The sequence below is a fragment of the Undibacterium sp. GrIS 1.2 genome, assembly GCF_040544435.1.
GTDB lineage: Bacteria > Pseudomonadota > Gammaproteobacteria > Burkholderiales > Burkholderiaceae_D > Undibacterium.
This window is the reverse complement of the sequence record NZ_JBEONP010000018.1, coordinates 13,404-37,164: the sequence shown is the minus strand read 5'-3', so window position 1 is coordinate 37,164 and position 23,761 is coordinate 13,404. Positions and strand designations below refer to the sequence as shown.

Sequence of the window (23,761 nt, the reverse complement as noted above, 5' to 3'; positions counted from 1 at the left end):
GTAGCAAATATATCAGATGCTATGTTCTGAACTAAAAGCCACTTCTAGAAGATTTCCAAGATTACTTGTGAAGATAATATATAAAACGACCATGCTGGGATGGTCGTTTTAGTGTGCTACCAATGAAATAGCTAGTTGCTATCAGCCAATCATCAAATTAACTCAGGCTCCAGACGTATTCAATTTTTGTCCAAGCTTGCTGAGGTTTGCCGTCCTTAATACTAGGTTTGAATTTGCAGGATGTATAAGTTTTGATCGCTGCTTTATCCAAGGTTTTAGAGCCACTGGATTGGTCAATTTTTGAATCAATCACAGCGCCGTCTGGGCCAACAAGAACGGAAAATACAACAGTACCGGATTCCTCATTCATTAATGATGCTTTTGGATATGCGGGTTTATCGCAGCTTTGTTTTTCCAATACTGGAGCCACGTCACCAGCAAAAGCAAAAGAGGTCATAGCGACCAGGACAGCAGCGACAAAAGTTTTTTTCATGATTTATACCAAAAGAATAGAAATAAAGTGATTGAGAACTGCGTTAACTACTGAATACGAAGTCCAATATTTTAAATCATTTGTTTCCATGTGGCAATCTTATTCATGACCGCTATTTGGATGAAGGCTATCATCAGTTTTAGTAAATCAGAATCTTATGGAATAGGAGAACGCTGGCTCATCTGCTTTATACAATATGCAAAAGCAATTCCGTCGCAAAAAATTTGATACAAATAAAGTCATGATGCAATCTCCAAAATGCTAACCAGAAAACCTTTTTGAGATTCAGCATGAATAATAATAAGGAAATTAAAAAACAAAAAAGCCTTGATTTCTCAAGGCTTTTTTTGCACTCTTAATAAGAGTAATTTGGCGTCCCCAAGGGGATTCGAACCCCTGTACTCACCGTGAAAGGGTGATGTCCTAGGCCTCTAGACGATGGGGACAATGATCTGTCCGTTACTGACCTTTTACTTCTGAACTGCACTACTTTTTCTTGCTCTAAACTTGTTTTTTCAATTTTCTGCAATCAAGTAAGAGCAAAATTATATACTGTTTTTACTGATATCTGCAAGCAATTTTTTCTACTTATTTCACATCGCTTGCTTATCTAATTACTGGTGGAGGTGAGCGGAATCGAACCGCTGACCTCTTGCATGCCATGCAAGCGCTCTACCAACTGAGCTACACCCCCAGAACAGAAACGAGATTATAGGGGCTGAGCCATTCTATGTAAAGCCCCGTTTTATTTCCCGCTTCTATTTACCTGCCTCAATTTCACTTAGAGATAGAGTTCAGCCTTTGAAGCACGACGTCGCGGCCGAATAGTTCAACCACAGCATCAATTGATGGTGTTTGTAGCTGACCTGTTAATAACAAACGCAAAGGCATAGCGAGTTGCGGCATTTTTAACGAGTACTGCGCCAAAGTTTCTTTCATCATCGACGACAAAGCTGGTTTGCTCCACTCCACAGTCTTGCACGCTGCAGCATAGTGTGCCAAGGCTGGCAACACTCCTTCCGTAATGTGCTGCTTGCACAACTCTGCATCCGGGTTAAGCTGGCGATAGAACAACATCGCAGCTTGCGCCAACTCATTAGTGGTATTGGCTCGCTCTTTCATCAAAGCGACGACCGCAGACAACTCTGGCGCATTCTCAAATTGTGCGCCGTCATTTTGCATCTGCGCACGCACCAACTCAGCTAGACGCGCATTATCAGCAGCTTTGATGTAATGATTATTAATCCAGGCGAGTTTTTCCGGATTGAACTGCGCTGGCGAACTAGAAAGATGATTTAAATCGAACCAGCTACACATCTGCTCCATAGAAAAAACTTCATCATCGCCATGACTCCAACCAAGACGCGCAAGATAATTCAACATCGCCTCTGGCAAATAACCTTTATCCAGATAGTCCATTACACTGACTGCATCGCGACGCTTGGACAATTTTTGGCCATCCGTACCGAGGATCATCGGCACATGACCGTAATGCGGCAAACTAGCTCCTAGCGCGTTCAGAATATTGATCTGGCGTGGCGTGTTATTGACATGATCATCACCGCGAATTACGTGAGTAATTTGCATGTCCCAATCATCGACTGCAACACAAAAATTATATGTAGGCGTACCATCTGGACGGGCAATCACTAAATCATCTAATTCACGATTACCGATCGTAATTTGACCTTTAACAACGTCAAGCCAGCTCACTTCACCATCTAAAGGATTTTTAAAACGTATGACAGGCTTACGGCCTGCTGGCACTGGTGGCAAATGTTTACCTGGCTCTGGACGCCAAGTGCCGTCATAGCGTGGTTTATCGCCGTTGGCGCGTTGCAGCTCACGCATAGCCTCGACTTCTTCGGGTGAAGAATAGCAATAATAGGCAGTGCCATCCGCTAGCATTTTGGCTAACACTTCGCTATATCTGTCCATCCTTTTCATCTGATAAAAAGGACCTTCGTCATGTTGCAGACCTAGCCAATTCATTCCATCTAAAATAGCTTGCACCGCTTCTGGCGTAGAGCGCTCAAGATCTGTATCTTCGATACGCAATACAAAAGTACCGCCAAAGTGGCGTGCAAATGCCCAGCTAAATAAGGCTGTGCGGGCACCGCCGACATGTAAATAGCCAGTGGGACTAGGTGCGAAACGGGTACGGACGGGCTTGCTCAGATCGACAGATGCAGAAGTGCTCATTAGATGGTGCGTTTGTCGGGCATAATAAAATGCGCTACAAAACGATAGAAGTTAAAACCAACATTTTACCGCCTTCGCAGCAGGGGCACCGGGTAAAAATATAAATCCAGCATGCAAATCCCAAATCGCATACCAACGCCTCCTCTGGCCACACGTGATGGCGTATCACCAAGCTATCTATGGTTACCAGAGGGGCGATGGGATAATTTATTAGATTTTTTATTGACACAATTTCCGGATGTAAGCGAACAGCAGTGGCATGCGCGTATCGCGAAACATGAGGTTGTTGATGCTCAAGGCACAATTCTGGCGGCAAATAGTGCAGTCAAACGTGGCATGTGTATTTTTTATTACCGCGAAATTGATGATGAGGTGGCTATCCCTTTTCAAGAACAGATCCTTTACCAAGACGAACATTTGCTGGTAGTAGATAAACCACATTTTTTGCCCGTGATACCGGGAGGTCGTTTTTTGCATGAAACCCTGTTAGTTCGCTTAAAAAAGAATAGCGGCAACAATCAACTGACACCCATTCACAGACTAGACAGAGAAACCGCAGGTGTGATTTTATTTTCACAAAAAACAGAAACGCGGGGCGCCTATCAATCTTTATTTCAGCAGCGCAAAGTTAATAAAACCTATCACGCCTTAGCACCACATTTATCTCAGCAAGAATTTCCGCTGACTTATCGCAGCAAAATGATTGACGCCGAAAAATTCTTTGTAATGAAAGAAGCTCCTGGCGAACCTAACGCTGAAACTCAAATAACCGTCATAGAGCGCCGCGGTGAAAATGATTTATATGAATTGCATCCCAGCACGGGGAAAAGACACCAATTGCGAGTACATTTAGCAAGCCTCGGCGCGCCGATTATCAATGATACTTTCTACCCAATCGCCCTTCCATGTAAGGGTGATGACTTTTCTGCCCCGCTACAATTATTGGCAAAATCGATCAGTTTTACCGATCCGCTCAGCGGTGACTACAGACAATTTACAAGCACAAAAACTCTATAAGTTGAATGCGCATATGATCAGCAATATATATGGACTCAAGCCCGCTATGTCGATTACAAACCACCTGCAATGGCGAAGTCAGCAATGACAAAGGCCTTGACAGCGTAGTCGTGACGAGATACTATCTTGGTCTTCGGAGTGTGGCGCAGTCCGGTAGCGCACCTGGTTTGGGACCAGGGGGTCCAAGGTTCGAATCCTTGTACTCCGACCAAATATTAAAAGACCGTTAGGTTTAATTATCTTTCGGTCTTTTTCAATTTATAAGATTAAAGTTTAAAAATTTAGCGTCTGTCCAAGTAGCGAATTTAGCATTTGAACACGCAAAGCAAGTTTCGGAGTGTGGCGCAGTCCGGTAGCGCACCTGGTTTGGGACCAGGGGGTCCAAGGTTCGAATCCTTGTACTCCGACCAGTTTAAAAGGATCATCAAGTTTGCTTGGTGATCCTTTTTTTATATCTGAAGCGTAAAATCAAGATTAAAGTAAGCGTAACTAAGACGTCAGTACGCTTTAAAACCGCGCTAAAATTCGCAAACTTTCTCCGACCTGACTAATCTCATGGAACCGGACCTGCCTGGCATCTGCCACCAGCTTTAGCTCAGGGAGATCAAACAAACCAGCTCCATCTCCCAATAATTTGGGCGCTAAATAAATCAGTAATTCATCCACACAATCTTGTGCAATCAGGGCACCATTTAACTTAGCGCCCGCCTCTACATGAAGCTCATTAATTTGCCTGCGTCCTAATTCTAATAGCAAGGCGTTTAAATCGACTTGATGGTGATCATTCGGCAAACATACGACTTCAGCACCTTGTGCAATCAAGACTTGCTGACGATTTTGCTGATGACCTTGCTTAAGTTCAATCGCTTCTCCACAAACAATTACGGACTTGCCATCTTGCAGTAACTTGGCATTGGCAGGAGTACGTAATTTGGAATCGACCACAACTTTTAGAGGTTGCCGCGGTGTTTCTATCGCACGGACATTCATTTGCGGATCATCCGCAAGCACGGTGCCGATACCAGTCAAAATCGCATCGGCACGCGCACGCCAACGATGACCGTCATCACGCGCATCTGATGCAGTGATCCATTTACTCTCGCCGTTTGCCAGCGCAGTTCTGCCGTCCAGGCTTGCGGCTACTTTCATTCGCACCCAAGGTTTACCGGTTTCCATACGCTTAAAAAAACCAATATTCATTTCGCGTGTACGTTCACCCAGCAAACCGGATTCCACGACTATGCCTGCATCGCGCAACATCGTAATACCTTTGCCTGCGACTTGTGGATTGGGGTCTTGGACTGCTGCTACGACCCGAGAAATACCCGCATCAATCAAGGCATTGGCGCATGGCGGTGTGCGCCCAAAATGACTACATGGCTCCAATGTCACGTAGGCGGTAGCGCCTTGCGTGTCATGGCCCGTCGCAATCGCATCACGCAAAGCCTGCACTTCCGCATGCGCTTGTCCGACTGGCTGAGTATAGCCACGCCCAATCACCATGCCATCTTTAACGATAACGCAGCCCACTTTAGGATTAGGCGATGTGGCAATCGTCGCTTGCGCCGCAAGTTCCAGCGCCATTTGCATGAAGCGGATGTCTTGTGGCTCACCTGCTTGATCATTCAAATAGGATTCAGTCATGCGGACTCAGCGGTGTAGAGTTTTAGGTATTTTGGATAGAAATCGTCGGAAATTTGCTCGTCATGTCCTTAGCTTTTTCAGCGACTTTAATTGCCACTTTACGCGCGATTTCTTTGTAGATCAGGGCAATTTTTCCTTCAGGATCAGCGACCACGGTTGGCTTACCAGAATCAGCTTGCTCACGGATCGCCATCGTTAGCGGCAAGCCGCCAAGAAAATCAACGCCATATTCAGCACACATTTTGGCACCACCACCTTCACCAAAAATCGACTCCGCATGACCACAGTTTGAGCAAATATGGGTACTCATATTTTCCACAATTCCCAGAATTGGAATACCGACTTTCTCAAACATTTTCAGGCCTTTGCGGGCATCTAATAAAGCGATGTCTTGTGGCGTCGTGACAATAACAGCACCGGTGACCGGGACTTTTTGCGAAAGCGTCAACTGAATATCGCCTGTACCAGGCGGCATATCAATAATCAAATAATCCAGATCACGCCAATTAGTTTGGGACAATAACTGCGTCAAGGCCTGTGTCACCATAGGCCCACGCCAAACCATAGGCTCGTCTGGATTGATCATGAAACCGATACTAGAAACTTGCAAACCATAGTTCTCCATAGGCTCCATAGTTTGCCCATCAGCGCTCGATGGCTGACCAGAAATCCCCATCATCATGGGCTGCGAAGGACCATAGATATCCGCATCTAAGATACCGACAGCAGCGCCTTCGGCAGCCAGTGCTAGGGCCAGATTTGCCGCAGTCGTTGATTTACCGACACCACCTTTGCCCGAGGCAACCGCAATAATATTCTTCACATTAGGCATTAATTTAATGCCACGCTGTACCGCATGAGCAACGATTTTGCTGTACACATTAACACTCACTTTACCAACACCGGCCAAATTGCTGACAGCCGTTTGTACACTAAGACGTATCAGCTCGATCTGGCTTTTTGCCGGATAACCCAACTCAACATCCAAGCTCACATCGTTGCCATCGAGTTTAATATTTTTAGCCGACTTTGACGTGATCAGATCTATGTTTGTATTAGGATCAATGACCAAAGTCAGCGCTGTTTTAACATCTTCTACTGTAATGCTCATGCAATTCTCCGTAAATTTTTTGCCAGTCTAGCGTAAAACTCCCGTATGACTGATAAAACCCTTAAAAGACTAGACCTTTTTCGCTGTTAGAATAACGGTCTTCGTCGTTTTTAGTTGAAGCCGCCCCTTAATTTTCCATTCGCAAAGTATCACTACCATGACACGCAAGCTGTTCGTTACTACCGCCCTGCCCTACGCTAATGCACCGTTCCACCTCGGCCACATCATGGAATACATCCAGGCTGATATTTGGGTACGTCATCAGCGAATGTCGGGTAACGAAGTGCATTTCGTCGGTGCCGACGATGCGCATGGTGCGCCGATCATGATTGCCGCGGAAAAAGCAGGCATCACGCCGCAAGAATTTGTCGCGAATATCGCGGCCGGGCGTAAACAATATCTGGATGGTTTCCATATTACTTTTGATAACTGGCACTCTACCGATGGCCCGGAAAATCACGCGCTGTCGCAAGACATTTATCGCAAACTAAAAGCAGCTGGCTTTATCACCAGCAAAACGATAGAGCAGTTTTTTGATCCTGTTAAAAATATGTTTTTGCCCGATCGCTACATTAAAGGCGAATGCCCGAAATGCGGCGCGAAGGATCAATATGGTGATTCTTGCGAAGTTTGTAGCGCGGTGTACTCACCGACGGAAGTAAAAAATCCGTACTCAGTACTGACCGGCGCTACGCCCGTGATGAAATCGTCTGAGCATTTTTTCTTTAAATTATCAGATGAAAAATGCGTAGAGTTCTTGCGCGGCTGGGCACTCAAAGATAATCGCCTGCAATCCGAAGTCGCCAACAAATGCAAAGAATGGCTAGAAGGTGAAGGTGGTTTGGGTGACTGGGACATCAGCCGCGACGCGCCCTACTTTGGCATTGAAATCCCCGATCAACCGGGTAAATATTTTTATGTCTGGCTGGATGCGCCTGTCGGCTATCTGGCATCCTTAAAAAACTATTTTGGCAAAATCGGTCGTGATTACGATGCCTTTATGGCTGATCCGACGACGGAGCAGATCCATTTTATCGGCAAAGATATTACTTACTTCCACACCTTGTTCTGGCCTGCCATGCTGAAATTTTCTGGCTACAAAACACCAGATAATGTGTATGCGCATGGCTTTGTCACGGTCTCTGGCGAAAAAATGTCAAAGTCGCGCGGCACTGGTATTTCTCCATTGCGTTATCTTGATATCGGTATGAATCCTGAGTGGCTACGCTATTACTTCGCAGCCAAATTGAATGCCAAAGTCGAAGATCTGGATATGAATCCTGAAGACTTCGTCGCTCGTGTGAACGCTGATCTGATTGGTAAATACGTCAATATCGCCAGCCGTGCGGCGGGTTTTATCACTAAGCGGTTTGACGGTGCAATCGTGACCGACTGGGCGACGGCGGATGATACATTTATCAGCAATCTACGTAAAGTGTCGCCGGATATTCAGGCTTACTATGAAGCGCGTGATTACGGTAAAGCCTTGCGTGCCATCATGGATCAAGCTGACATCATCAACGCTTATGTCGACGCGAATAAACCTTGGGAACTCGCCAAAAAACCAGAGAACGATGCCAAATTACAGGAAGTTTGCAGTCGCTTGCTAGAAGCCTTCCGCATTCTGACCATCTTCTTGAAGCCAGTGTTACCGCAGCTCGCTGCACAGGTCGAGGCACAATTGCAAATAGCTCCTTTGCAATGGGCGGATGTTGCAACACCGCTACCACATCTGCATAAAGTGCTGCCGTACACGCATCTGATGCAACGTGTGGATATTAAAATTTTCGATCAATTGTTCGACGCACCTACTGAAGTTGTCGCTGCTGTATCAACACCAGCAGTAGCAACTTCAGCAGCAAACTCAGCAGCGCCAACCGCACCAGCAGAATCGTCCGCTACCAGCGGGATCGAAGCATTAGCACCAGAAATTAAGATAGACGACTTTTCAAAAATTGATTTGCGGATTGCCAAAATCGTCAACTGCGAGCACGTCGACGGATCAGACAAATTACTGCGCCTGACTCTGGATGTTGGCGAAGGTCGCCTGCGTAACGTGTTTTCCGGTATTAAATCCGCCTACCAACCAGAACAACTGATCGGTAAGTTCACCGTGATGGTTGCTAATCTGGCGCCACGCAAGATGAAGTTTGGTATTTCTGAAGGCATGGTATTGGCTGCGTCTGCCGAGGATGAAAAAGCTAATCCAGGTTTGTATATTCTGGAGGCCTGGCCTGGCGCGCAACCGGGTATGCGGGTACGCTAATCCGCGACGGGTTGGCGAATCTAGTTTGCAAATCAAGTTTGTCAAAAAATACGCTGAGTGACTAAAGCAGATAGGAAGAAGCAATAGCTCACTCAGCGTTTTAAATCTCTCATATCAACATAATACTCCCCACAGGTATATTCTAATCGTCCAAATAAAACCTGGACAATCGATGTATTTTGCAAATTTTTATGGGGAGTATATGAAATCTGATCAATATCTCTCTCAATTATGTAAATGATTGTTCCGGCAATCAAATAGGTTAAAAGAATAGGTTGAAAGATCTGGCACGTGCGGAATAAGAGAAAGCAGTGCTATCTATAAAATACGTCATTCCTGCACGCTCTTGGCAGGAATCCAGCGGCGTTAGTTAATTAAGCAAAGACACTGGGCCCCTGCCTTCGAGGGAGCGACGAGGTATCAGACAAATGAGGCAAATTGAATTGCCATTTTCAATTGCCAGGTTAACCAGCGAATAGTTACGCCACCTCTCAGCTTCAATCAAACGTCCTAAAAACTTCCCATCAAAATTAGCGCAAAACATCAAACTAGCGCGGCATTGTTACGCTGGGCTCAGAAAAAATCCCGCAGAGATTTCTCAATAGATTACCCATGAGATATACTTCCAGCCACCTCTTTGCAGTACTTGATTGAACCGATCAACTCACCACGGTCAGATATCCATGAATAGCCCACTTAGCCCCGCCGCAGTTACCTCCCCTATCCCTGCACGTCTGGTCCAATTGCGCGCAGCAATGAAAACTGCGGGTTTAGATGCCTACATTATTCCCTCTGCTGATCCGCATTTATCTGAATATTTGCCACAGCGCTGGCAAGGCCGCGAGCAATATTCTGGCTTCACCGGGTCGGTCGGCACTCTGATCGTGACGGCAGATTTTGCCGGATTGTGGGTTGACAGCCGTTATTGGAGTCAGGCAGAGCAAGAACTAGCCCCTACTGGCATACAGATGATGAAAATCAATTCTGCTGCTGCCACACTGCACCTTGATTGGCTCGCCAGCACCATGCAAGCAGGACAAACCGTTGGCGTAGACGGCGCCGTGCTTGGACTAGCCATGGCTCGCATGCTTGAGCAGGCGCTACAAGCTAGCGGCAGCAAATTGGACACTAGCAAAGACTTATTACAAACTATCTGGTCTGGTCGCCCTGATCTGCCGCAAGCCGCTATCTATGAACATCTGGCACCGTTTGCGGTGGTCAGTCGTCAAGACAAACTAGCCCTTGTGCGTGAGCAAATGCGTATCAAAGCGGCGGACTGGCATTTTGTTTCTACCGTAGATGATCTGGCTTGGATCTTCAATCTGCGCGGTGCCGATGTCAGCTATAACCCGGTATTTGTCGGGCACGCACTGATCAGTCAAGACAGTGCTGCCTTGTTTGTCTCTCATGGCAAAATACCTGCTGCATTGGTAGACGTATTAGCAAAAGACGGTGTGTTTATTGCCGACTACGCGCAAGCTGCCAGCGCCTTGGCTGCGTTGCCAGCAAATAGCAGTTTGCTGATAGACCCGCGCCGCATCACCTACTCTTTCCGCCAGGCGGTACCAGCTTCGGTCAAAGTAATTGAGGCAATCAACCCATCGGTATTTGCAAAATCCCGCAAGACTCCGCAAGAAGCGCAATTTGTGCGTGAAGCGATGGAGCAAGATGGCGCCGCTTTATGTGAATTTTTTAGCTGGCTGGAAGCATCGCTTGGCAAAGAAGTCATCACAGAAATGACCATTGACGAAAAAATTACTGCGGCCCGCGCACGCCAGCCTAACTTCGTCTCTGCCAGTTTTGCTACGATTGCTGGCTTTAACGGTAATGGCGCGATGCCCCACTACCGCGCACTACCAGAATCGCATGCGGTCATCGAAGGCAATGGCTTGCTGCTGATCGATTCCGGTGGCCAATACCTCAACGGCACCACCGACATCACCCGCGTGATGCCAATTGGCGTGGTATCAGCAGAACAAAAACGCGACTTCACCTTGGTTTTAAAAGGCATGATCAATTTGTCGCGTGCGCAGTTCCCGCGTAGCACGCTGTCACCGATGTTAGATGCTCTGGCACGCGCACCGATCTGGGCCGAGGGCATTAACTACGGTCACGGCACCGGCCACGGCGTAGGCTACTTTCTAAATGTACATGAAGGTCCGCAATCTATCTCGGGCGCTATTCCAGAGGCGCATAACGCGATGGAAGCAGGCATGATTACTTCCAACGAGCCAGGTATTTATCGCCCGGGTAAATGGGGTGTACGGATAGAAAATCTGATGCTCAATATCGTGGGTCATCAAGGCGAGTTTGGCGACTATCTCAAGTTTGAGACCCTGACGCTCTGCCCCATCGACACCCGCTGCATCGATATGACAATAATCCGTGAGGACGAATTGGCATGGCTCAATGGATACCACGCGACCGTCTTAGAGCGCTTGTCACCGCGCGTCAGCGGCGCAGCAAAAGCATGGCTGGAAGAAAGAACGAAAGCGGTCAGTAAATAATTCTACTTTGCAGCAAGAAATTGTATTGAACAGATAAAAGCGCCGCTGACAAAAATCATGCGGCGTTTTGTTTTTTGGGTGCGGATCGCAGAATCTCTGTCAACTCATTGCAACTCCGGCAACGAGAACTCGTCACTGTGGAATTTAGGTAGTTAAAAATCATGCAAATAAAAAAATACTATTTAATAACAACAACTTAGAAAGTATTAACAAAATTATTATTAACTTTGTCGATCATTTTTACACATCAGCAATTTAACTTTTGTAAGTCCTTGATTTTACATGGTGGAATAAATTTTGCTTAACAGCAATTGAAATATTACTTCAACCCCTTCTTGACAAGACCATCATGAAAATCAAAACACTCATCTCAGCAGCTGTATTGAGCACAATTGGCTTCAGTGCAACGCAAGCGAATGCAAGCATCATTGACAGTAGCTTTGAATCTGGCCTGACGGGTTGGACGACATTAATGACAACCAGCACAACAAACACCACAGCAACAGATGGAACATTTTCTGCGTTCATCCAGGCAGTGAGCGGTGGCGCATCCAATGCAAGCACATTGGAAAGCTTTACAGGCACAACTGATGCAGCATTGCAGTCAATCAAATCTGGCTACAAAAATTTTACCAATGGTTCTGCAATCAAACAAACCTTCACTGCGGACGCTGGTAGCCTCATCAGCTTTGATGTCAGAACTCTGACAAATGAAGGCACCCCTTCACCTTGGGATTTCACCTTCTTTGTATTGGATGGCGTTGCATTCAGCTTGGGCGATACTAATACCAGCACGTTCAGCAGCGGTGTTGCTGGTTATTCGAACGCAACAGCCTGGAGCAATGTTTCTAAAACTCTGCTGACATCTGGCACACATACTCTGAGTTTTGGTGCGGTACAAGCCGGTGACAACTCAGTATCTACCGCACTCTTAGTCGACAATATTAAATTGAGCGGTGACGTGCCTGAACCAGGCAGCCTGGCTTTGCTGGGATTGGGATTGATCGGTCTGGCCGCATTGCGTCGCGCGAAATCTGCTTAAGTCTGAGTTAAAGTCTCAATTAAAGTCTCAATTAAAGTCTGAGTTAAAGTATCAATTAAAGTATTAGTTCAGACTTTAAAAATCACTTCAGTCCATCATCTTTGTTGGACTTGATAGATCAGAAAAATAAAAGGACGGTTCAGAAATGGACTGTCTTTTTTTTTAGCTAATCGCCAGTTTGACCTTATTACGGCCCGCATTTTTCGCATCGTAGCAAGCACTGTCAATCCGGCTAAATGTCGCGGATGGATTGATATCCTGATCCCAATTCACCGTACCTACACCAATACTGACTGTCATCTCGATCTGAATATTTTCAAATTGGCAGGGAGTATTTAATACTATCGTTCTCAATTGTTCTGCCATCACATAAGCATCTTCTGCGTTGGTAGCGGGCAAAATAATCACAAACTCCTCACCGCCTATACGCGCAATGATATCGCTACCTCTTCGTATGTGTTGCTGTAATAGTCCAGAAAAATGCTGTAAGCAAGCGTCACCGCCAAGGTGGCCATAGCGATCATTGACATGTTTAAAATGATCCAGATCGAGCATCAGCAATGCCAGTGTCTCTTTTTGTCGTACCGCCAAATGCCAGGCTTGTTGCCATGCCTGGTCATAACTCCGTCGATTGGATAAACCAGTCAGCATGTCCGTCAGTGAGAGTCGATCTATTTCAGCACGGCTGCGGATTAAATCCACTTCCGTTGCAATCTGCTGAGCATATTCGTTAGCAGACCGGCGCAGATTTGCGATTAAATATAAAACGTAAAACGAGAGCGTCAGGCCAGTGGAGCTAAGTTCGAGTGACGGTAGAAAAAATACTAGGGCTGCAGGCAAGATCAGCGCTAGCAAACTCCATCGAGCCTGGCGTGGGTGCATGGCAAAAGCCTGACTTGCTGCAGTACTAAATGCAACGGTCGCAATCGTCGCTACCATAATCGCGCTGTCGGGACGCACTCTCAAATAACCGATCACGGCGGGTACCAGCCCCCAAACCACCGAGCCTATCTGTATTAACAACCAATGTTGGCTGATCCACTGCTTGTATTTCTCTTTGTCGGTACCTGCTACAGGAGGCAGATGCTTGTACCGCATCACCCATAAAATGAGAAAAGTGCATATTAGCAAGGCACTCAGCCAAGGCCAGCGCAAATGATAGCCAGTGATGCCCATCAGTAAAAAACAAGCGATCAGGTAAAACACTGGGCCAATTAATGCACGCCTGTAAAGGTCGTTACAAATACGATCATTTTTGTAACTTTCTAGCTCAGAGCTTTGCTTGTTTAAAGCTGATTCAATCTTGGAAGCAGGGGTCTCGATCATGCTGTATCAATGTCCTATCATATTCGTGAAAAATCCATGAAAGCCAATGATTTTCCTGCTATGAACTACCTAAATGAGTTTCCCATCATACACACTCGGCTTTGGTAAAACTATGCATTCATGGCTGATCAACTAATTTTGAAATAATCAGCAGAACAGCAAATTGACTTTGCTGATAAGTCCCCATCCCACGATTAAGCGTCTACAGCGGTTTAGCTCCTGGCTACGCCTCAGGCTTAGATTTCTGTATTTTTTTATTTTTGATTAAAGAAGAAAATTTCTGATTTTTTCAAAAATCTGTCCTTGACTTAATCAGTTAACGATATATCATATAGTTTTAAATTAAAGATATATCTATAAATCATGAAAAATCATCATCATACTCATTCAGAACACAATCATCACCAACATCATGGCTCCTACGAACATCACGGGCATCATAGACATGGCCCAAGACATTTTGCTCATGAGCATCACCACCCACAATATTTTGCCGGCCTAGGCGATGACGCTTTTGACGACGATGCAGGCGGTGGGCATGGTCGCTTACGTGGTGGCGGAGGCGGAGGCGGCGGACGTGGGCGCGGTGAACGCGCAGAACGCGTCTTCGGTCGTGGAGATTTGCCTTTAATCGTCCTGGCATTGATCGAAATCAGCCCGCGTCACGGCTATGAAATTATCAAGGCAATTGAAGAACGTTGCGGCGGTGCCTACGCCCCAAGCCCGGGCGCGATCTACCCGACCTTAACCTTGTTGGAAGAACAGGATCAAGTCAATTCGCAAATTAATGTGTCGGTCAATTCAGCAGATAGCACAAGTACCAGTAGCGGCGTTCCAGCGACCGGTAACAAACGTCTGTACACGATTACGGCGATTGGACGCGATTATCTTGATGCCAATCGGGCACAAGTGAATGGCGTATTGGCACGCCTGGACATGTTTGCCAAAGTCCAGGCTAAACAGTCATTACCAGAGCGAGTACATCAGGCCATGCATACCCTAAAGCATGCATTAATGCTGCGACGTGGTAGCTGGAACGCGGCCGAAGCTGACCGCGTTGCAATCTTGCTGGAACAAACGGCGAACAGCATTATTTCTGACTCAAATTCAGAAGCGGACTTAAAAATGAAAGAACAATAATATGACTCAAACACCACATCAAATTCTAAAAATACGGCACGACCTCAAACTGCGTTTATTGACGGTGTTACGTACCGAAAAACTATCGCCACACATGCTCAGAATCACGCTGACTGGCGAGGCGCTGGATGGTTTTACAACTGCGGCGCATGACGATCACATGAAATTGTTTTTCCCTGCCGTTGGAAGTGATCAACCCGCTCTGCCGCAATTACCTGGGGCTGGGCAAAATGCCAACAATAGCAATGCGAACGTGATCGGCAGACACTACACGCCGCGTCGCTTTGATGCTGCGAGTAAAGAGCTGGATATTGATTTTTTCTTACACGATGACGGCCCCGCATCAAACTGGGCAGCGCAAGCCAAACCCGGACAAACCGTAGGTGTCGGCGGCCCACGTGGTTCACGTGTGGTACCGGCTGATTTTGACTGGTATTTATTGATGGGCGACGAAACTGCCTTACCCGCTATTGCCCGCCGGTTAGAAGAATTACCACCGGATGCGCAAGCAATCGTGTTGATCGAAGTTGCAGACCTGAGCGAAAAAATCACTTTAACGCAAGGCGCGCAGATAGAAATTCATTGGCTACAAAGCGACGTAACTGGACAAAGCAATCAACTCTTAGCCACTTTAAAAACTCTTAACTTGCCGGTAGGTGAAGGCTATGCATGGATCGCCACCGAGTTAGGTAATGTACAGGCCTTGCGTCAGTATCTTTTACAAGAAACCCGTTTAGAAAAAGCGCATATACACGCAGCCAGCTATTGGAAACGTGGTGCTAGCGAACATCATCAGACACATGATGAATAAGGTTAGTTGAATCCAGAATTGAGTCCAGATTACGCCAGCTCAGAAAAATTCAGCTCGATACCGACGCCAGCAGGATCAATCAAAAACAGTTGTGTTTGTTTGGTCTCTGGTACGGTTTTAACTGTGTAAGAAACGCCAAACAATTCTAGCTGTGCTTTGCTCTGCGACAAATCCTGACAAGCGAAGGCGACATGATTCAGATACCCGGTGGTGGTGCCAAGAGTCGTCCCTACTGCCGCCATCGCGTCACTATCGTTATGAATAAACTCCGTCAACTCAGACAAATGGATCATGCAGCTATCGCCTGCATATAACCAATAACCATGCGATTGAAACGCTGGCCGGAAACCCGTTTGCAAACCCAGAACGCTGCAATAAAAATCGCGGACGCGCTCCAGCAATGCAGATGGTGCTTTGATGTTGATATGGTTAAGTGCATTAATCATGATTTTTGTTGTCCGTGAAATGAGAGTATTAACCGGGAATTTCCATTAGGATTTAGGATGAGGACAGCGCATTGGGTGCGCCTAATGGAAAAGCTCTGTTTAATATACTCCCCATTATTTTTATAAAATATGCTCTATTGTCTAGACTTTATTTGGACAATTAAAATATACACTATCCCAGTATATTAATTAATCTAAGACCAAAACAGACGATTACTCTTGAGCGCCTGGTAGATAAGCTAGCTTGGCAGGACACTGGATTCCAGCCTTCGCTGGAATGACGCCCCTAAGCAAATTCACTAAGCCCATCAATCCGCTCGCTGCAAACTCAGCACAAAGCTTACGCCTTCCGCGGTGTTTTGGGCGCTGATCGTTCCACCCATTTTTGCCATATAGGTTTTTGCGACGAACAAACCTTGACCACGATTGCCATTGGCAGCGGAATCTTGCTGATCTGAGACGCCGTATTCAAAAATCTTATCCAGCATATCGTCTGCAATATGTTGGCCGACATTGTGGATCGTGATCGTAGCTGCGGTTTCGCTGATCAGTAAGTTGAGGGTAATCGCGCTGCCAGGCAGGCGATACCGGTCAGCATTTCGCAGTACATGGGTCACCACATCTTCTAGTGAGTAATCATCTGCTCTGACCATAACTGCCTGATCTCCGCCAATAAACTCTACTTGCTGTATGCCGACGCAAGGCGCGTTACCCGCAACGTTATGCAGAAAAGCGCTGATGTCGATACTGGTCACTTGCAATTCAGTCGATTGAAAAGCCTCACTCGGCGAGGCGTTGCCATACAGGACGCGTATCGCTTGTTGCATACGATGGATATAGCGGCTGCTCTGGTCATCTGCTGCGCCGTGTAAAGCCATCAGTGATTGCAAAGGGGACATAATCTCGTGCCCGACTGCATGCCACATTTGCTTCTCTTGTTCTGCACGAATGCCTTCACGCTCAACATCTTCTTTGACCCGCCGCAACAAGTCGTGCAAACAACTTGCCAGCACGCCTAATTCATCATCACCACGCAAATCACCGAGCTCAAATTGCTGCAAACCGCCAGCACCTTTAACCGTTTTTGAAAGGGACGCAGCGCGTTTAGTCAGCACCGTAATTTTGCGGATAATACTGATCTCCATCACCAACCAGGTGAGAAAAAGTGCCAGCAACATCGCACCGACAAACCAAGACACCCGCGTCGCCACTACCGCCAGACTTTTGCTAACACTGCGCAGATCGCCCTTGAGTACAACCTCATAGGTATCGAGTGCAGTGGTGATCTGGTCGCTGCTCTCTAAAGGTGTGTCGTAGTCATCTACTGGCAAACGACGGATCAGTCGAGTCAACAAATTCCATGACTCATTCTCTTGCTCGACCTGGGCATTCAGATTCACCAGCTCTTTGCCACCGGTCAGCTTGCGTATGCGCACGGTCTCACCAGGTAGTAATTGAGTTTGTAAATCTCTTAGAGAAAACGGCGGCGTTGGCGTGCCATTCTCACTATCAAACAAAATTTCGCCTATCGAGCCGGGAGCAATATCAGGCGCAAGAACGGCGATTTTGACCTTCACCTGATCTAAATCCTCAGGCGGCCAGACCGGACGTTTTTTCTCAAACAAGGCGTCTTGCCAGACAGCGATCGGCAGACGCAATGAATAGAAGGAGGTCTTGCTGCAAGTACTGTCCTGATCATCTAGTTCAGCCTGATTGCAATTCGCATTTTGCCAAATCCAACCACGAAATTCTTTGACCGGGCGCGCGTTGGGCTTGTCTGCTTCGCTCGCCCAGAATCCAGTTAACCTTCCACTTAATCCACGTTGGCCAATCGATTTTTTGCCAGCATCCGGCATTTTTTCAAACGGAGCAATCCATTGGTAAGTTTGTCCACGCAGGCTGACGCTAACGCGCATTCTGTGTGCCTGGGCAAGGCTCTCATCACCGCGCTGATGCGAGACCAGATCAGCGCTATTAAAACTACCTGCAACATAAATATAGCCGCCAGCCCAGGGATTATTCCCTATGCCTAAACAGAGCGATCCTGTCGTGCCGTATTGCACCAGACAACCGGACATCGCTACTGCTTGCTGCACCTTATTTTGATCATCAAAATCCAGCGCAGAAAATGGTAATAGCAAAGGATGCAAACTGTCGCTACCCTTTTCTGCGGGTGGATTAAGTAGCGCCAATTGTCCCGCCGGATGGCGCAAGGTGGATAAAATCTGCTCACGTGTTTTAGCAAAACTATGCTGATAATTTTTATAACTGAGCTGCTTTTCTTGCTGCAAAACTGAAACTGCTAAAGCCACAGTAGCAATTGCTAGCAGTAAAAATGCCGTACGAAATAATAACCGTAGTCGAAACGGTGCTAGTGCAGAAAAAAGCGATCTCATCACTTAGCGTCCACCCAACGGAAACCGCGCATAGGCACGTTTTCTATACCTTCAAAATCAGGATCAATCTCGCGGAAGGCATCGCGGATGGTACTGACATGTTTACGGATATTGTCACGGTTACGTCCACTTTTAACGACTTCATATAAATCGTCGTAAGACACGACTTGGCCGCGACTGGCAAATAAAGCGACCAAAATCCGCTGTGCCGTCAGTGGCAAATTAATCCGCTGACCACGCCAGATCGGACTGCGCTGGCGCAAAGGATCCATCGCTAACTCATCTATCACTTCGACTTGTTTGCCATTGTCTTTATGTTGCTTACGCTCTTTGACGGCACGCAAAATCTCCAGAAAAGTGTCGATAAAATCAGCTTCTTCAAAGGTCGCTTTTTGTAAATAATCCCAGGCGTCTAAGGCTTTCATAATGCTGCGATAAATCGTGGCGGGCATGGCTGACACCACCAGGACGGGCGTCGCCTGACTTTTGTTAATCACATTGATGATGGCAACGCCGGCATGGCGTTCGCGCCCTAACTCAATGTCGAGTACAACCAAATCATAGGTCTCACGTGCTAGCGCAGCTTCTGCATCGTCACGACTAAACCATTGATCTACCTGAATGCCGGGCTTGGCGGATTCTATCCAGGATTTAAGTTGGTTACTGGTTGGGAGATCGTCCTCGATGACGGCTACTTTTACCATGTTCTGCCTCTCTTGCTGTCTGCTAACGCATGTTGTTAGTCGATCATATTCAACCAAAATTCAACCAAAATTCAATCACATGAGTATCCACGCTTTCAGCACAAAAGTCATACCTCTGGCTGTGAGTTTTTACTCACACGGTCTTCCGTCGATTCCGCTGAAGGAGCAAGCGCTCTGGTGCGATGAAGATACTGGCACGGCTGCCTCGTTGATTCTTCCGCGCAGCTAGTCGCATGATGTGTCTCAGGGAACAGCAGCAAATAAACGCGGCGCCCACAGCAAGCTCAGTACCTATTCAGCACTCATTTAGTACCAATTTAGTACACAACGCCACTCACAGGAGAATGCCATGTCTGACCGTATCAAAACTATCGTGCAAGCTATCCGTTCCGCATTATCCAAGGGCGCATCCGGCGTGTTCCATACATCCGGCGGGATTGCGAATGGTGCAGGCAATGTCATCACAAGCGGTGTCAAAACTCATGGCGGCAAAATCATCAAACGTTTGTTGATTCTGGCAACGATAGGCGCTACTGGTTACGTCGTCGTCAAGCATCCGCCTGCACAAACCATAGAACGTGGTGAAGTCGGTATACGGATCAACCAATTCACCGGCGTATCAGAAGAATTGCGGGCTGGTACTGCCATGGTCATCCCTGGCATTCATGAATTACGTCGCTACTCCTTACTCGATCAAATCTATCGTCCTGTGAAAAGTGCTAAGGCCAATGGTGAAGCGCCATTTCAGTCGGTAGAAGGCTTGTCACTTGGTGTTGACCTGACTGTGCGATATGTCCTGGACCCAGCCAAATTAACTAGTATGAGCAAAAATCTACCGCGCGACATCAATGGTGAAATTGTTGAACCCGCCGTACAAGGCGTGATCTACAAAGCCTTTACCCGTTATACCGTGCGTGAAATTTTCTCTAGCAAACGTCAAGAAATCCAGCAATTAATCGAGGCCGAACTCAAGCCTAAACTGGCGACAGATGGCATCGTCCTCCGAAGCGTGATGATAGGCAAAGTTGATTTACCAGAAGACTACAAAGCAGGCATGGAAAAGCTGCTGGCAGAAGAGTTAGAGAGTGAAAAAATGCGCTACACCCTAGAACTAAAAAGTAAGCAGGTGCAGCAAACATCCTTAGAAGCCGATGCAGAAAAAATCCGTCGTGAAAAAAATGCAGAGGCAGCTGCCAGCGAGCAAATCATTGCAGCCAAAGCGCAAGAAGAAGCGATGAAGCATGTACTGCCATTTAAGCAAAAACAAATCGAACAAAGGCAGTTAGAGGCCGAAGCGGAAAAAATCTCTCGCATCAAAACCTCTGAAGGGACAGCGCAAGCCCGTATTATCGAAGCCTCCGGCGAAGCAGATTCACGCCGCAAACTGGCGGATGCAGAAGCCTATCGTCAGGATCTGGTCGGCAAAGTCGCCAGCGCACAATTAGAAAGAGATGGCGCGTTGCTGACGAAACATCCATTACTGATACAAAAAACCATGGCGGATAAATTGTCCGACAAAATTTCCGTCATCATCGCGCCACCGCCTGCAGATGGTGGCTTTATCGGATCGGCTTTATTGGGAATTGGTAAAAATCAGCAAGCGCACTTACAGACGACAACACCGACCAACACGACAGAAGAAAGCCAATAATCATGTTAGCTACTGCCATCACTTTAATCGCCATTGTGACCCAGGATCAGGCGCAGTTGCGCGCCTCGCCGAAAGATAGCGGACAACAGCAAGCCGTATTATGGCAAGGCGATAGTTTGGAAATCCGTGGTGAAAAACTCGATTACTTGCAAGTCTATGATCACCGCCGCGAACGCGCAGGTTATATCAAAGCCAGTCAGGTCAGAATGGTATCGATGAAGCCAGACGACGCACCAGAATTATTATCCGTGGTCCGGTTCTTACGTGATACGCCGGGTGCAGAGGCATTGGGTATTGCCTATACCGCAGCATTTTTAAAAGCAGCACCAGCACAGGCAATCAATGTAGAAGCTTTTGATGCGTTGGGTGGAATGGCAGAGCGTCTGGCGCGACGTGCATCGAACAAAGCGCTTGGTGCAACAATAAAACCAAATGAGGCCCAAATTTCTGCCCACTTAGAGGTCGCCGCTTATTACGGCGTTAATCTCAAAGGTTTAGAACGTGATGGTCGTATCCAGCTTTGCTATGACGGCGAAGCCTTCCGCCGCGTGCTGGCAATGAGCGCAAATCAAACGCAAAAAGCCACTGCAGCGCTGGCGCTGACACGTGCTGATTGCATCGATCCGGTGATGCGTCCAACCGAGCGCAATAGTCTTGATCTGTGGCGCGCCGACGTGCTAGATCGTGTTGATATCAGCGAGTTGCCGGAGTACCTGAAAAATCGTATTCATATGCGCCGTGCCGGTGTCTGGTCCAGCATCGCTTTTCAACATCAACGTAAAGGCGATAACAGCCAACCGGCAGCGACCCGTGCATTGACAGAATTAGCCGCAGTGAACAAAAGCGAAATGAGTGACGACGATCTGAATAGTTATGCCGATGCAGGCGTGCGTACAGGCAGTATGCGTTGGGCGGCGGAGCCGACACCGGTAGCGGTACCGACCAGCACTCCGACAGATGGAAAAAGCCTGCATATCGTCACAACTGCAGGCCAACCCGGCGAGACTTGTATTGCCTTGGTCGATGCAAAGCATGACGTAAAAGCACCGCTGGTACAGCGCTGTACTTATAGTCTGGTATGGACCGCATCAGCACGGCCGAACGCACAAGCGACTGCGCTGACTTTGGCGGTGCAACCGATGGATTCCTGGCGCGAAATGTGGCTATTCCATCAGAGCGGCAAGGACTGGGTGATTGATGTGCTGCCACCAGCCAATAGCGACCCCGATCTGGGTTATGCAGAATTTGCCGGCTGGGTACCTGGCACGACAAAAATGCTGGTCGCACGTGAAGCCAGAATCGATGGTCGCTACAAACGCAGTTTTGAATTAATCAGTATGGAGTCTTTACAAACAGAAAAATCGGCAGATAAGCCAAGCTCTTTAAGTCTGTTTTATCGCTGGCAAGATCCGGTATGGAAAAAGCAGACGATTAGTTTGCGGTGATGGAATGAGTTTTAAGAGTTCACGATCCCTGCAAAACAAGGATCGTGATTTCATCAAATCAATTACTGGAACAAGCCATCCTCATGCGCCACACTTGCCGATGCCGGAAATTGTACGCAGAACTTGCTACCGACATTCGGCGTAGATTCGATCACCAGATGGCCTTTATGGCGCAGCAATACATGCTTCACAATGGCTAAGCCAAGACCGGTGCCCTGTGTCTCGCGGGAACGGCTTTTATCAACGCGATAAAAACGCTCGGTTAATCGAGAGATATGATCGTTACTAATGCCGATACCATTATCTTGTACGATAAATTTCTGACCCTGACCATTGGTTTGATTTTTCCAAATCAGTTTGATTTCACCATTTTCTGGCGTATAGCGAATAGCATTAGTGACTAAGTTGGTTAGCGCGCTACGGATTTCATCATTGCTGCCTAATAAATCCGAGCCGTTAAATTCCAGACTAATATGATGCCGTCCGGCAGATAAGGCATGTGCTTCTTTTAAAATTTGCTCTAGCATGGCGCGCATGTCAATGCGCTCCGGGCGCATAGGATAATCGATCGATTCCAGACGGGTTAAGGTCAACATATCCTCAACCAGACGCTGCATACGTTCGCCCTGCTCTGCCATCAATTTAAGATGCGACATGCGGATGCTGGAATCCAGATCCGGCTGCATGGAGGCAATCTCCAGAAAACCGTTAATCACGGTCAGCGGTGTACGCAATTCATGCGAGGCGTTGGCGATAAAATCGCGCCGCATCATGTCTATACGTTCGGACTCTGTCACATCATGCGTGACCAGAATTTGACGTCGATTTTCAAACGGGATAATGTGGACGATCAGCTTGCGCTCGCGGAAAGACAAAGTAAGTGGCGAGTCATAGCGCCCTAAAATGATGTAGTCCATAAACTCGGGGCTGCGTACCAGATTGGTAATTCGCATGCCTTTATCTTGACGTAGACTCAGACCAAGATGGCTCTCCGCCGCGGGGTTGCACCATTCCAAAAATAGTACGTCGTCCATGATGACCACACCATCGGGCAACAAAGTCATGGCCTGGCGAAAGCGCGCCAGCCACTCTGCCAGTTCGGCCTGGTTTTTTTCATCGCCACGGCGCAGGCGATACAAACGAGAGAACACGTCAGTCCATGCGCCCCAGCCATCGGGTAGCCGAACCGTATTCGGATTGTCCAGCCAATCGGAGAGTCGCAGTAAATAGAATAACTGGATACAAATCAAACCCATCATTCCAGCCAGGCCGAGTAGCAAACCAGGCACCGCACCCCAACAAAACCAGCCTACCGCAGCGGTTAACAAAACGACGATCATACGCACTATGGCGGAAATCCAGAATACGAGATGAGGATGCATTAAATGGTCTAAATAATTTGCGAAATAAGATGCTAAACGAGATGCAAAACAGTATGCAAAACGAGATGCCGAGTCAGCTAGTAAATCAGCTACTAAAAATCAAGAACTGCGCTGACGAAGCGGCGTTAGTCAGATAATAACGTCTATGATAAATAATATACTCCATACCTGTATATAT

17 protein-coding genes and 4 tRNA genes are annotated in these 23,761 nt (G+C 47.2%); 10 read left to right on the top strand and 11 right to left on the bottom strand.

Annotated elements, in window-relative coordinates:
- Nucleotides 1-157 precede the first annotated feature (157 nt).
- From AAKU61_RS09910 to gltX, 4 genes are all read right to left on the bottom strand, one after another.
- A complete protein-coding gene (locus tag AAKU61_RS09910; protein ID WP_354331780.1) occupies nt 158-493 on the bottom strand; it encodes an energy transducer TonB in 336 nt (111 codons plus the stop codon).
- A 370-nt stretch (nt 494-863) separates the two neighbouring features.
- Nucleotides 864-939 (bottom strand) — tRNA-Glu (locus tag AAKU61_RS09905).
- A gap of 172 nt (nt 940-1,111) precedes the next feature.
- A tRNA-Ala gene (locus tag AAKU61_RS09900) sits at nt 1,112-1,187 on the bottom strand.
- An 83-nt stretch (nt 1,188-1,270) separates the two neighbouring features.
- Nucleotides 1,271-2,695 carry a glutamate--tRNA ligase gene (gene gltX, locus AAKU61_RS09895; protein WP_354331779.1) on the bottom strand — a complete coding sequence of 475 codons (1,425 nt, stop codon included), beginning with the start codon at nt 2,693-2,695 and terminating at the stop codon, nt 1,271-1,273.
- A 111-nt stretch (nt 2,696-2,806) separates the two neighbouring features.
- Here gltX and AAKU61_RS09890 point away from each other — a divergent pair, with 111 nt between their 5' ends.
- From AAKU61_RS09890 to AAKU61_RS09880, 3 genes are all read left to right on the top strand, one after another.
- Nucleotides 2,807-3,712, top strand: coding sequence for a pseudouridine synthase (locus tag AAKU61_RS09890; protein ID WP_354331777.1), 906 nt, complete (start codon nt 2,807-2,809; stop codon nt 3,710-3,712).
- A gap of 134 nt (nt 3,713-3,846) precedes the next feature.
- Nucleotides 3,847-3,923, top strand: a tRNA-Pro gene (locus AAKU61_RS09885).
- 122 nt (nt 3,924-4,045) lie between these two features.
- Nucleotides 4,046-4,122: transfer RNA gene (locus AAKU61_RS09880), tRNA-Pro, on the top strand.
- 97 nt (nt 4,123-4,219) lie between these two features.
- On the opposite strand, the gene ribD is transcribed toward AAKU61_RS09880, so the two are convergent.
- Together ribD and apbC are read right to left on the bottom strand one after the other, a co-directional pair.
- Nucleotides 4,220-5,356, bottom strand: a complete 1,137-nt coding sequence (gene ribD / locus AAKU61_RS09875; RefSeq protein WP_354331775.1) for a bifunctional diaminohydroxyphosphoribosylaminopyrimidine deaminase/5-amino-6-(5-phosphoribosylamino)uracil reductase RibD — start codon at nt 5,354-5,356, stop codon at nt 4,220-4,222.
- 22 nt (nt 5,357-5,378) lie between these two features.
- Nucleotides 5,379-6,467 carry an iron-sulfur cluster carrier protein ApbC gene (gene apbC, locus AAKU61_RS09870; protein ID WP_354331773.1) on the bottom strand — a complete coding sequence of 363 codons (1,089 nt, stop codon included), beginning with the start codon at nt 6,465-6,467 and terminating at the stop codon, nt 5,379-5,381.
- A gap of 157 nt (nt 6,468-6,624) precedes the next feature.
- Between apbC and metG the strand changes: the two genes are divergently transcribed.
- The 3 genes from metG to AAKU61_RS09855 all read left to right on the top strand — a co-directional run bounded on the left by metG (nt 6,625) and on the right by AAKU61_RS09855 (nt 12,282).
- Nucleotides 6,625-8,733: a methionine--tRNA ligase gene (metG, locus tag AAKU61_RS09865; protein ID WP_354331771.1), complete on the top strand. Its 2,109-nt coding sequence runs from the start codon at nt 6,625-6,627 to the stop codon at nt 8,731-8,733.
- Nucleotides 8,734-9,416: 683 nt separating this feature from the next.
- Nucleotides 9,417-11,240 (top strand): aminopeptidase P family protein, encoded by a 1,824-nt coding sequence (locus AAKU61_RS09860; protein ID WP_354331769.1) that lies wholly within the window; start codon nt 9,417-9,419, stop codon nt 11,238-11,240.
- 349 nt (nt 11,241-11,589) lie between these two features.
- Nucleotides 11,590-12,282, top strand: a complete 693-nt coding sequence (locus AAKU61_RS09855) for a PEP-CTERM sorting domain-containing protein (protein ID WP_354331767.1) — start codon at nt 11,590-11,592, stop codon at nt 12,280-12,282.
- Between the two features lie 162 nt (nt 12,283-12,444).
- Here AAKU61_RS09855 and AAKU61_RS09850 read toward each other — a convergent pair whose 3' ends face one another.
- Complete coding sequence (locus AAKU61_RS09850) at nt 12,445-13,608, bottom strand: GGDEF domain-containing protein (protein WP_354331766.1); 1,164 nt, start codon at nt 13,606-13,608, stop codon at nt 12,445-12,447.
- A 363-nt stretch (nt 13,609-13,971) separates the two neighbouring features.
- Here AAKU61_RS09850 and AAKU61_RS09845 point away from each other — a divergent pair, with 363 nt between their 5' ends.
- Together AAKU61_RS09845 and AAKU61_RS09840 are read left to right on the top strand one after the other, a co-directional pair.
- Nucleotides 13,972-14,748 (top strand): PadR family transcriptional regulator, encoded by a 777-nt coding sequence (locus tag AAKU61_RS09845; protein ID WP_354331764.1) that lies wholly within the window; start codon nt 13,972-13,974, stop codon nt 14,746-14,748.
- 1 nt (nt 14,749) lies between these two features.
- Entirely contained in the window at nt 14,750-15,559 is an 810-nt protein-coding gene (locus AAKU61_RS09840) for a siderophore-interacting protein (protein WP_354331762.1), read from the top strand.
- 29 nt (nt 15,560-15,588) lie between these two features.
- Here the strand turns inward: AAKU61_RS09840 and AAKU61_RS09835 are convergent, their stop codons facing one another.
- The 3 genes from AAKU61_RS09835 to AAKU61_RS09825 all read right to left on the bottom strand — a co-directional run bounded on the left by AAKU61_RS09835 (nt 15,589) and on the right by AAKU61_RS09825 (nt 19,105).
- Entirely contained in the window at nt 15,589-16,005 is a 417-nt protein-coding gene (locus tag AAKU61_RS09835) for a VOC family protein (protein WP_354331761.1), read from the bottom strand.
- Nucleotides 16,006-16,313: 308 nt separating this feature from the next.
- Nucleotides 16,314-18,401 (bottom strand): sensor histidine kinase, encoded by a 2,088-nt coding sequence (locus AAKU61_RS09830; RefSeq protein ID WP_354331759.1) that lies wholly within the window; start codon nt 18,399-18,401, stop codon nt 16,314-16,316.
- A complete protein-coding gene (locus AAKU61_RS09825) occupies nt 18,401-19,105 on the bottom strand; it encodes a response regulator transcription factor (protein WP_354331757.1) in 705 nt (234 codons plus the stop codon). The genes AAKU61_RS09830 and AAKU61_RS09825 overlap by 1 nt, the downstream gene beginning before the upstream one ends.
- 349 nt (nt 19,106-19,454) lie before the next feature.
- Here AAKU61_RS09825 and AAKU61_RS09820 point away from each other — a divergent pair, with 349 nt between their 5' ends.
- Complete coding sequence (locus AAKU61_RS09820; protein ID WP_354331755.1) at nt 19,455-20,756, top strand: prohibitin family protein; 1,302 nt, start codon at nt 19,455-19,457, stop codon at nt 20,754-20,756.
- A 2-nt stretch (nt 20,757-20,758) separates the two neighbouring features.
- On the top strand, nt 20,759-22,201 hold the full coding sequence (locus AAKU61_RS09815; RefSeq protein WP_354331753.1) for a hypothetical protein: 1,443 nt from the start codon (nt 20,759-20,761) through the stop codon (nt 22,199-22,201).
- 62 nt (nt 22,202-22,263) lie between these two features.
- Here AAKU61_RS09815 and phoR read toward each other — a convergent pair whose 3' ends face one another.
- Nucleotides 22,264-23,583, bottom strand: a complete 1,320-nt coding sequence (phoR, locus tag AAKU61_RS09810) for a phosphate regulon sensor histidine kinase PhoR (protein WP_354331751.1) — start codon at nt 23,581-23,583, stop codon at nt 22,264-22,266.
- Nucleotides 23,584-23,761: the final 178 nt, after the last annotated feature.

Coding starts and splice junctions, on each gene's coding strand:
- gltX (WP_354331779.1), bottom strand. CDS start 2,695: ATGAGCACTTCTGCATCTGTCGATCTGAGCAAGCCCGTCCGTACCCGT.
- AAKU61_RS09815 (WP_354331753.1), top strand. CDS start 20,759: ATGTTAGCTACTGCCATCACTTTAATCGCCATTGTGACCCAGGATCAG.
- AAKU61_RS09855 (WP_354331767.1), top strand. CDS start 11,590: ATGAAAATCAAAACACTCATCTCAGCAGCTGTATTGAGCACAATTGGC.
- AAKU61_RS09910 (WP_354331780.1), bottom strand. CDS start 493: ATGAAAAAAACTTTTGTCGCTGCTGTCCTGGTCGCTATGACCTCTTTT.
- AAKU61_RS09860 (WP_354331769.1), top strand. CDS start 9,417: ATGAATAGCCCACTTAGCCCCGCCGCAGTTACCTCCCCTATCCCTGCA.
- metG (WP_354331771.1), top strand. CDS start 6,625: ATGACACGCAAGCTGTTCGTTACTACCGCCCTGCCCTACGCTAATGCA.
- AAKU61_RS09840 (WP_354331762.1), top strand. CDS start 14,750: ATGACTCAAACACCACATCAAATTCTAAAAATACGGCACGACCTCAAA.
- AAKU61_RS09825 (WP_354331757.1), bottom strand. CDS start 19,105: ATGGTAAAAGTAGCCGTCATCGAGGACGATCTCCCAACCAGTAACCAA.
- AAKU61_RS09835 (WP_354331761.1), bottom strand. CDS start 16,005: ATGATTAATGCACTTAACCATATCAACATCAAAGCACCATCTGCATTG.
- phoR (WP_354331751.1), bottom strand. CDS start 23,583: ATGCATCCTCATCTCGTATTCTGGATTTCCGCCATAGTGCGTATGATC.
- apbC (WP_354331773.1), bottom strand. CDS start 6,467: ATGAGCATTACAGTAGAAGATGTTAAAACAGCGCTGACTTTGGTCATT.
- AAKU61_RS09830 (WP_354331759.1), bottom strand. CDS start 18,401: ATGAGATCGCTTTTTTCTGCACTAGCACCGTTTCGACTACGGTTATTA.
- AAKU61_RS09845 (WP_354331764.1), top strand. CDS start 13,972: ATGAAAAATCATCATCATACTCATTCAGAACACAATCATCACCAACAT.
- ribD (WP_354331775.1), bottom strand. CDS start 5,356: ATGACTGAATCCTATTTGAATGATCAAGCAGGTGAGCCACAAGACATC.
- AAKU61_RS09850 (WP_354331766.1), bottom strand. CDS start 13,608: ATGATCGAGACCCCTGCTTCCAAGATTGAATCAGCTTTAAACAAGCAA.
- AAKU61_RS09820 (WP_354331755.1), top strand. CDS start 19,455: ATGTCTGACCGTATCAAAACTATCGTGCAAGCTATCCGTTCCGCATTA.
- AAKU61_RS09890 (WP_354331777.1), top strand. CDS start 2,807: ATGCAAATCCCAAATCGCATACCAACGCCTCCTCTGGCCACACGTGAT.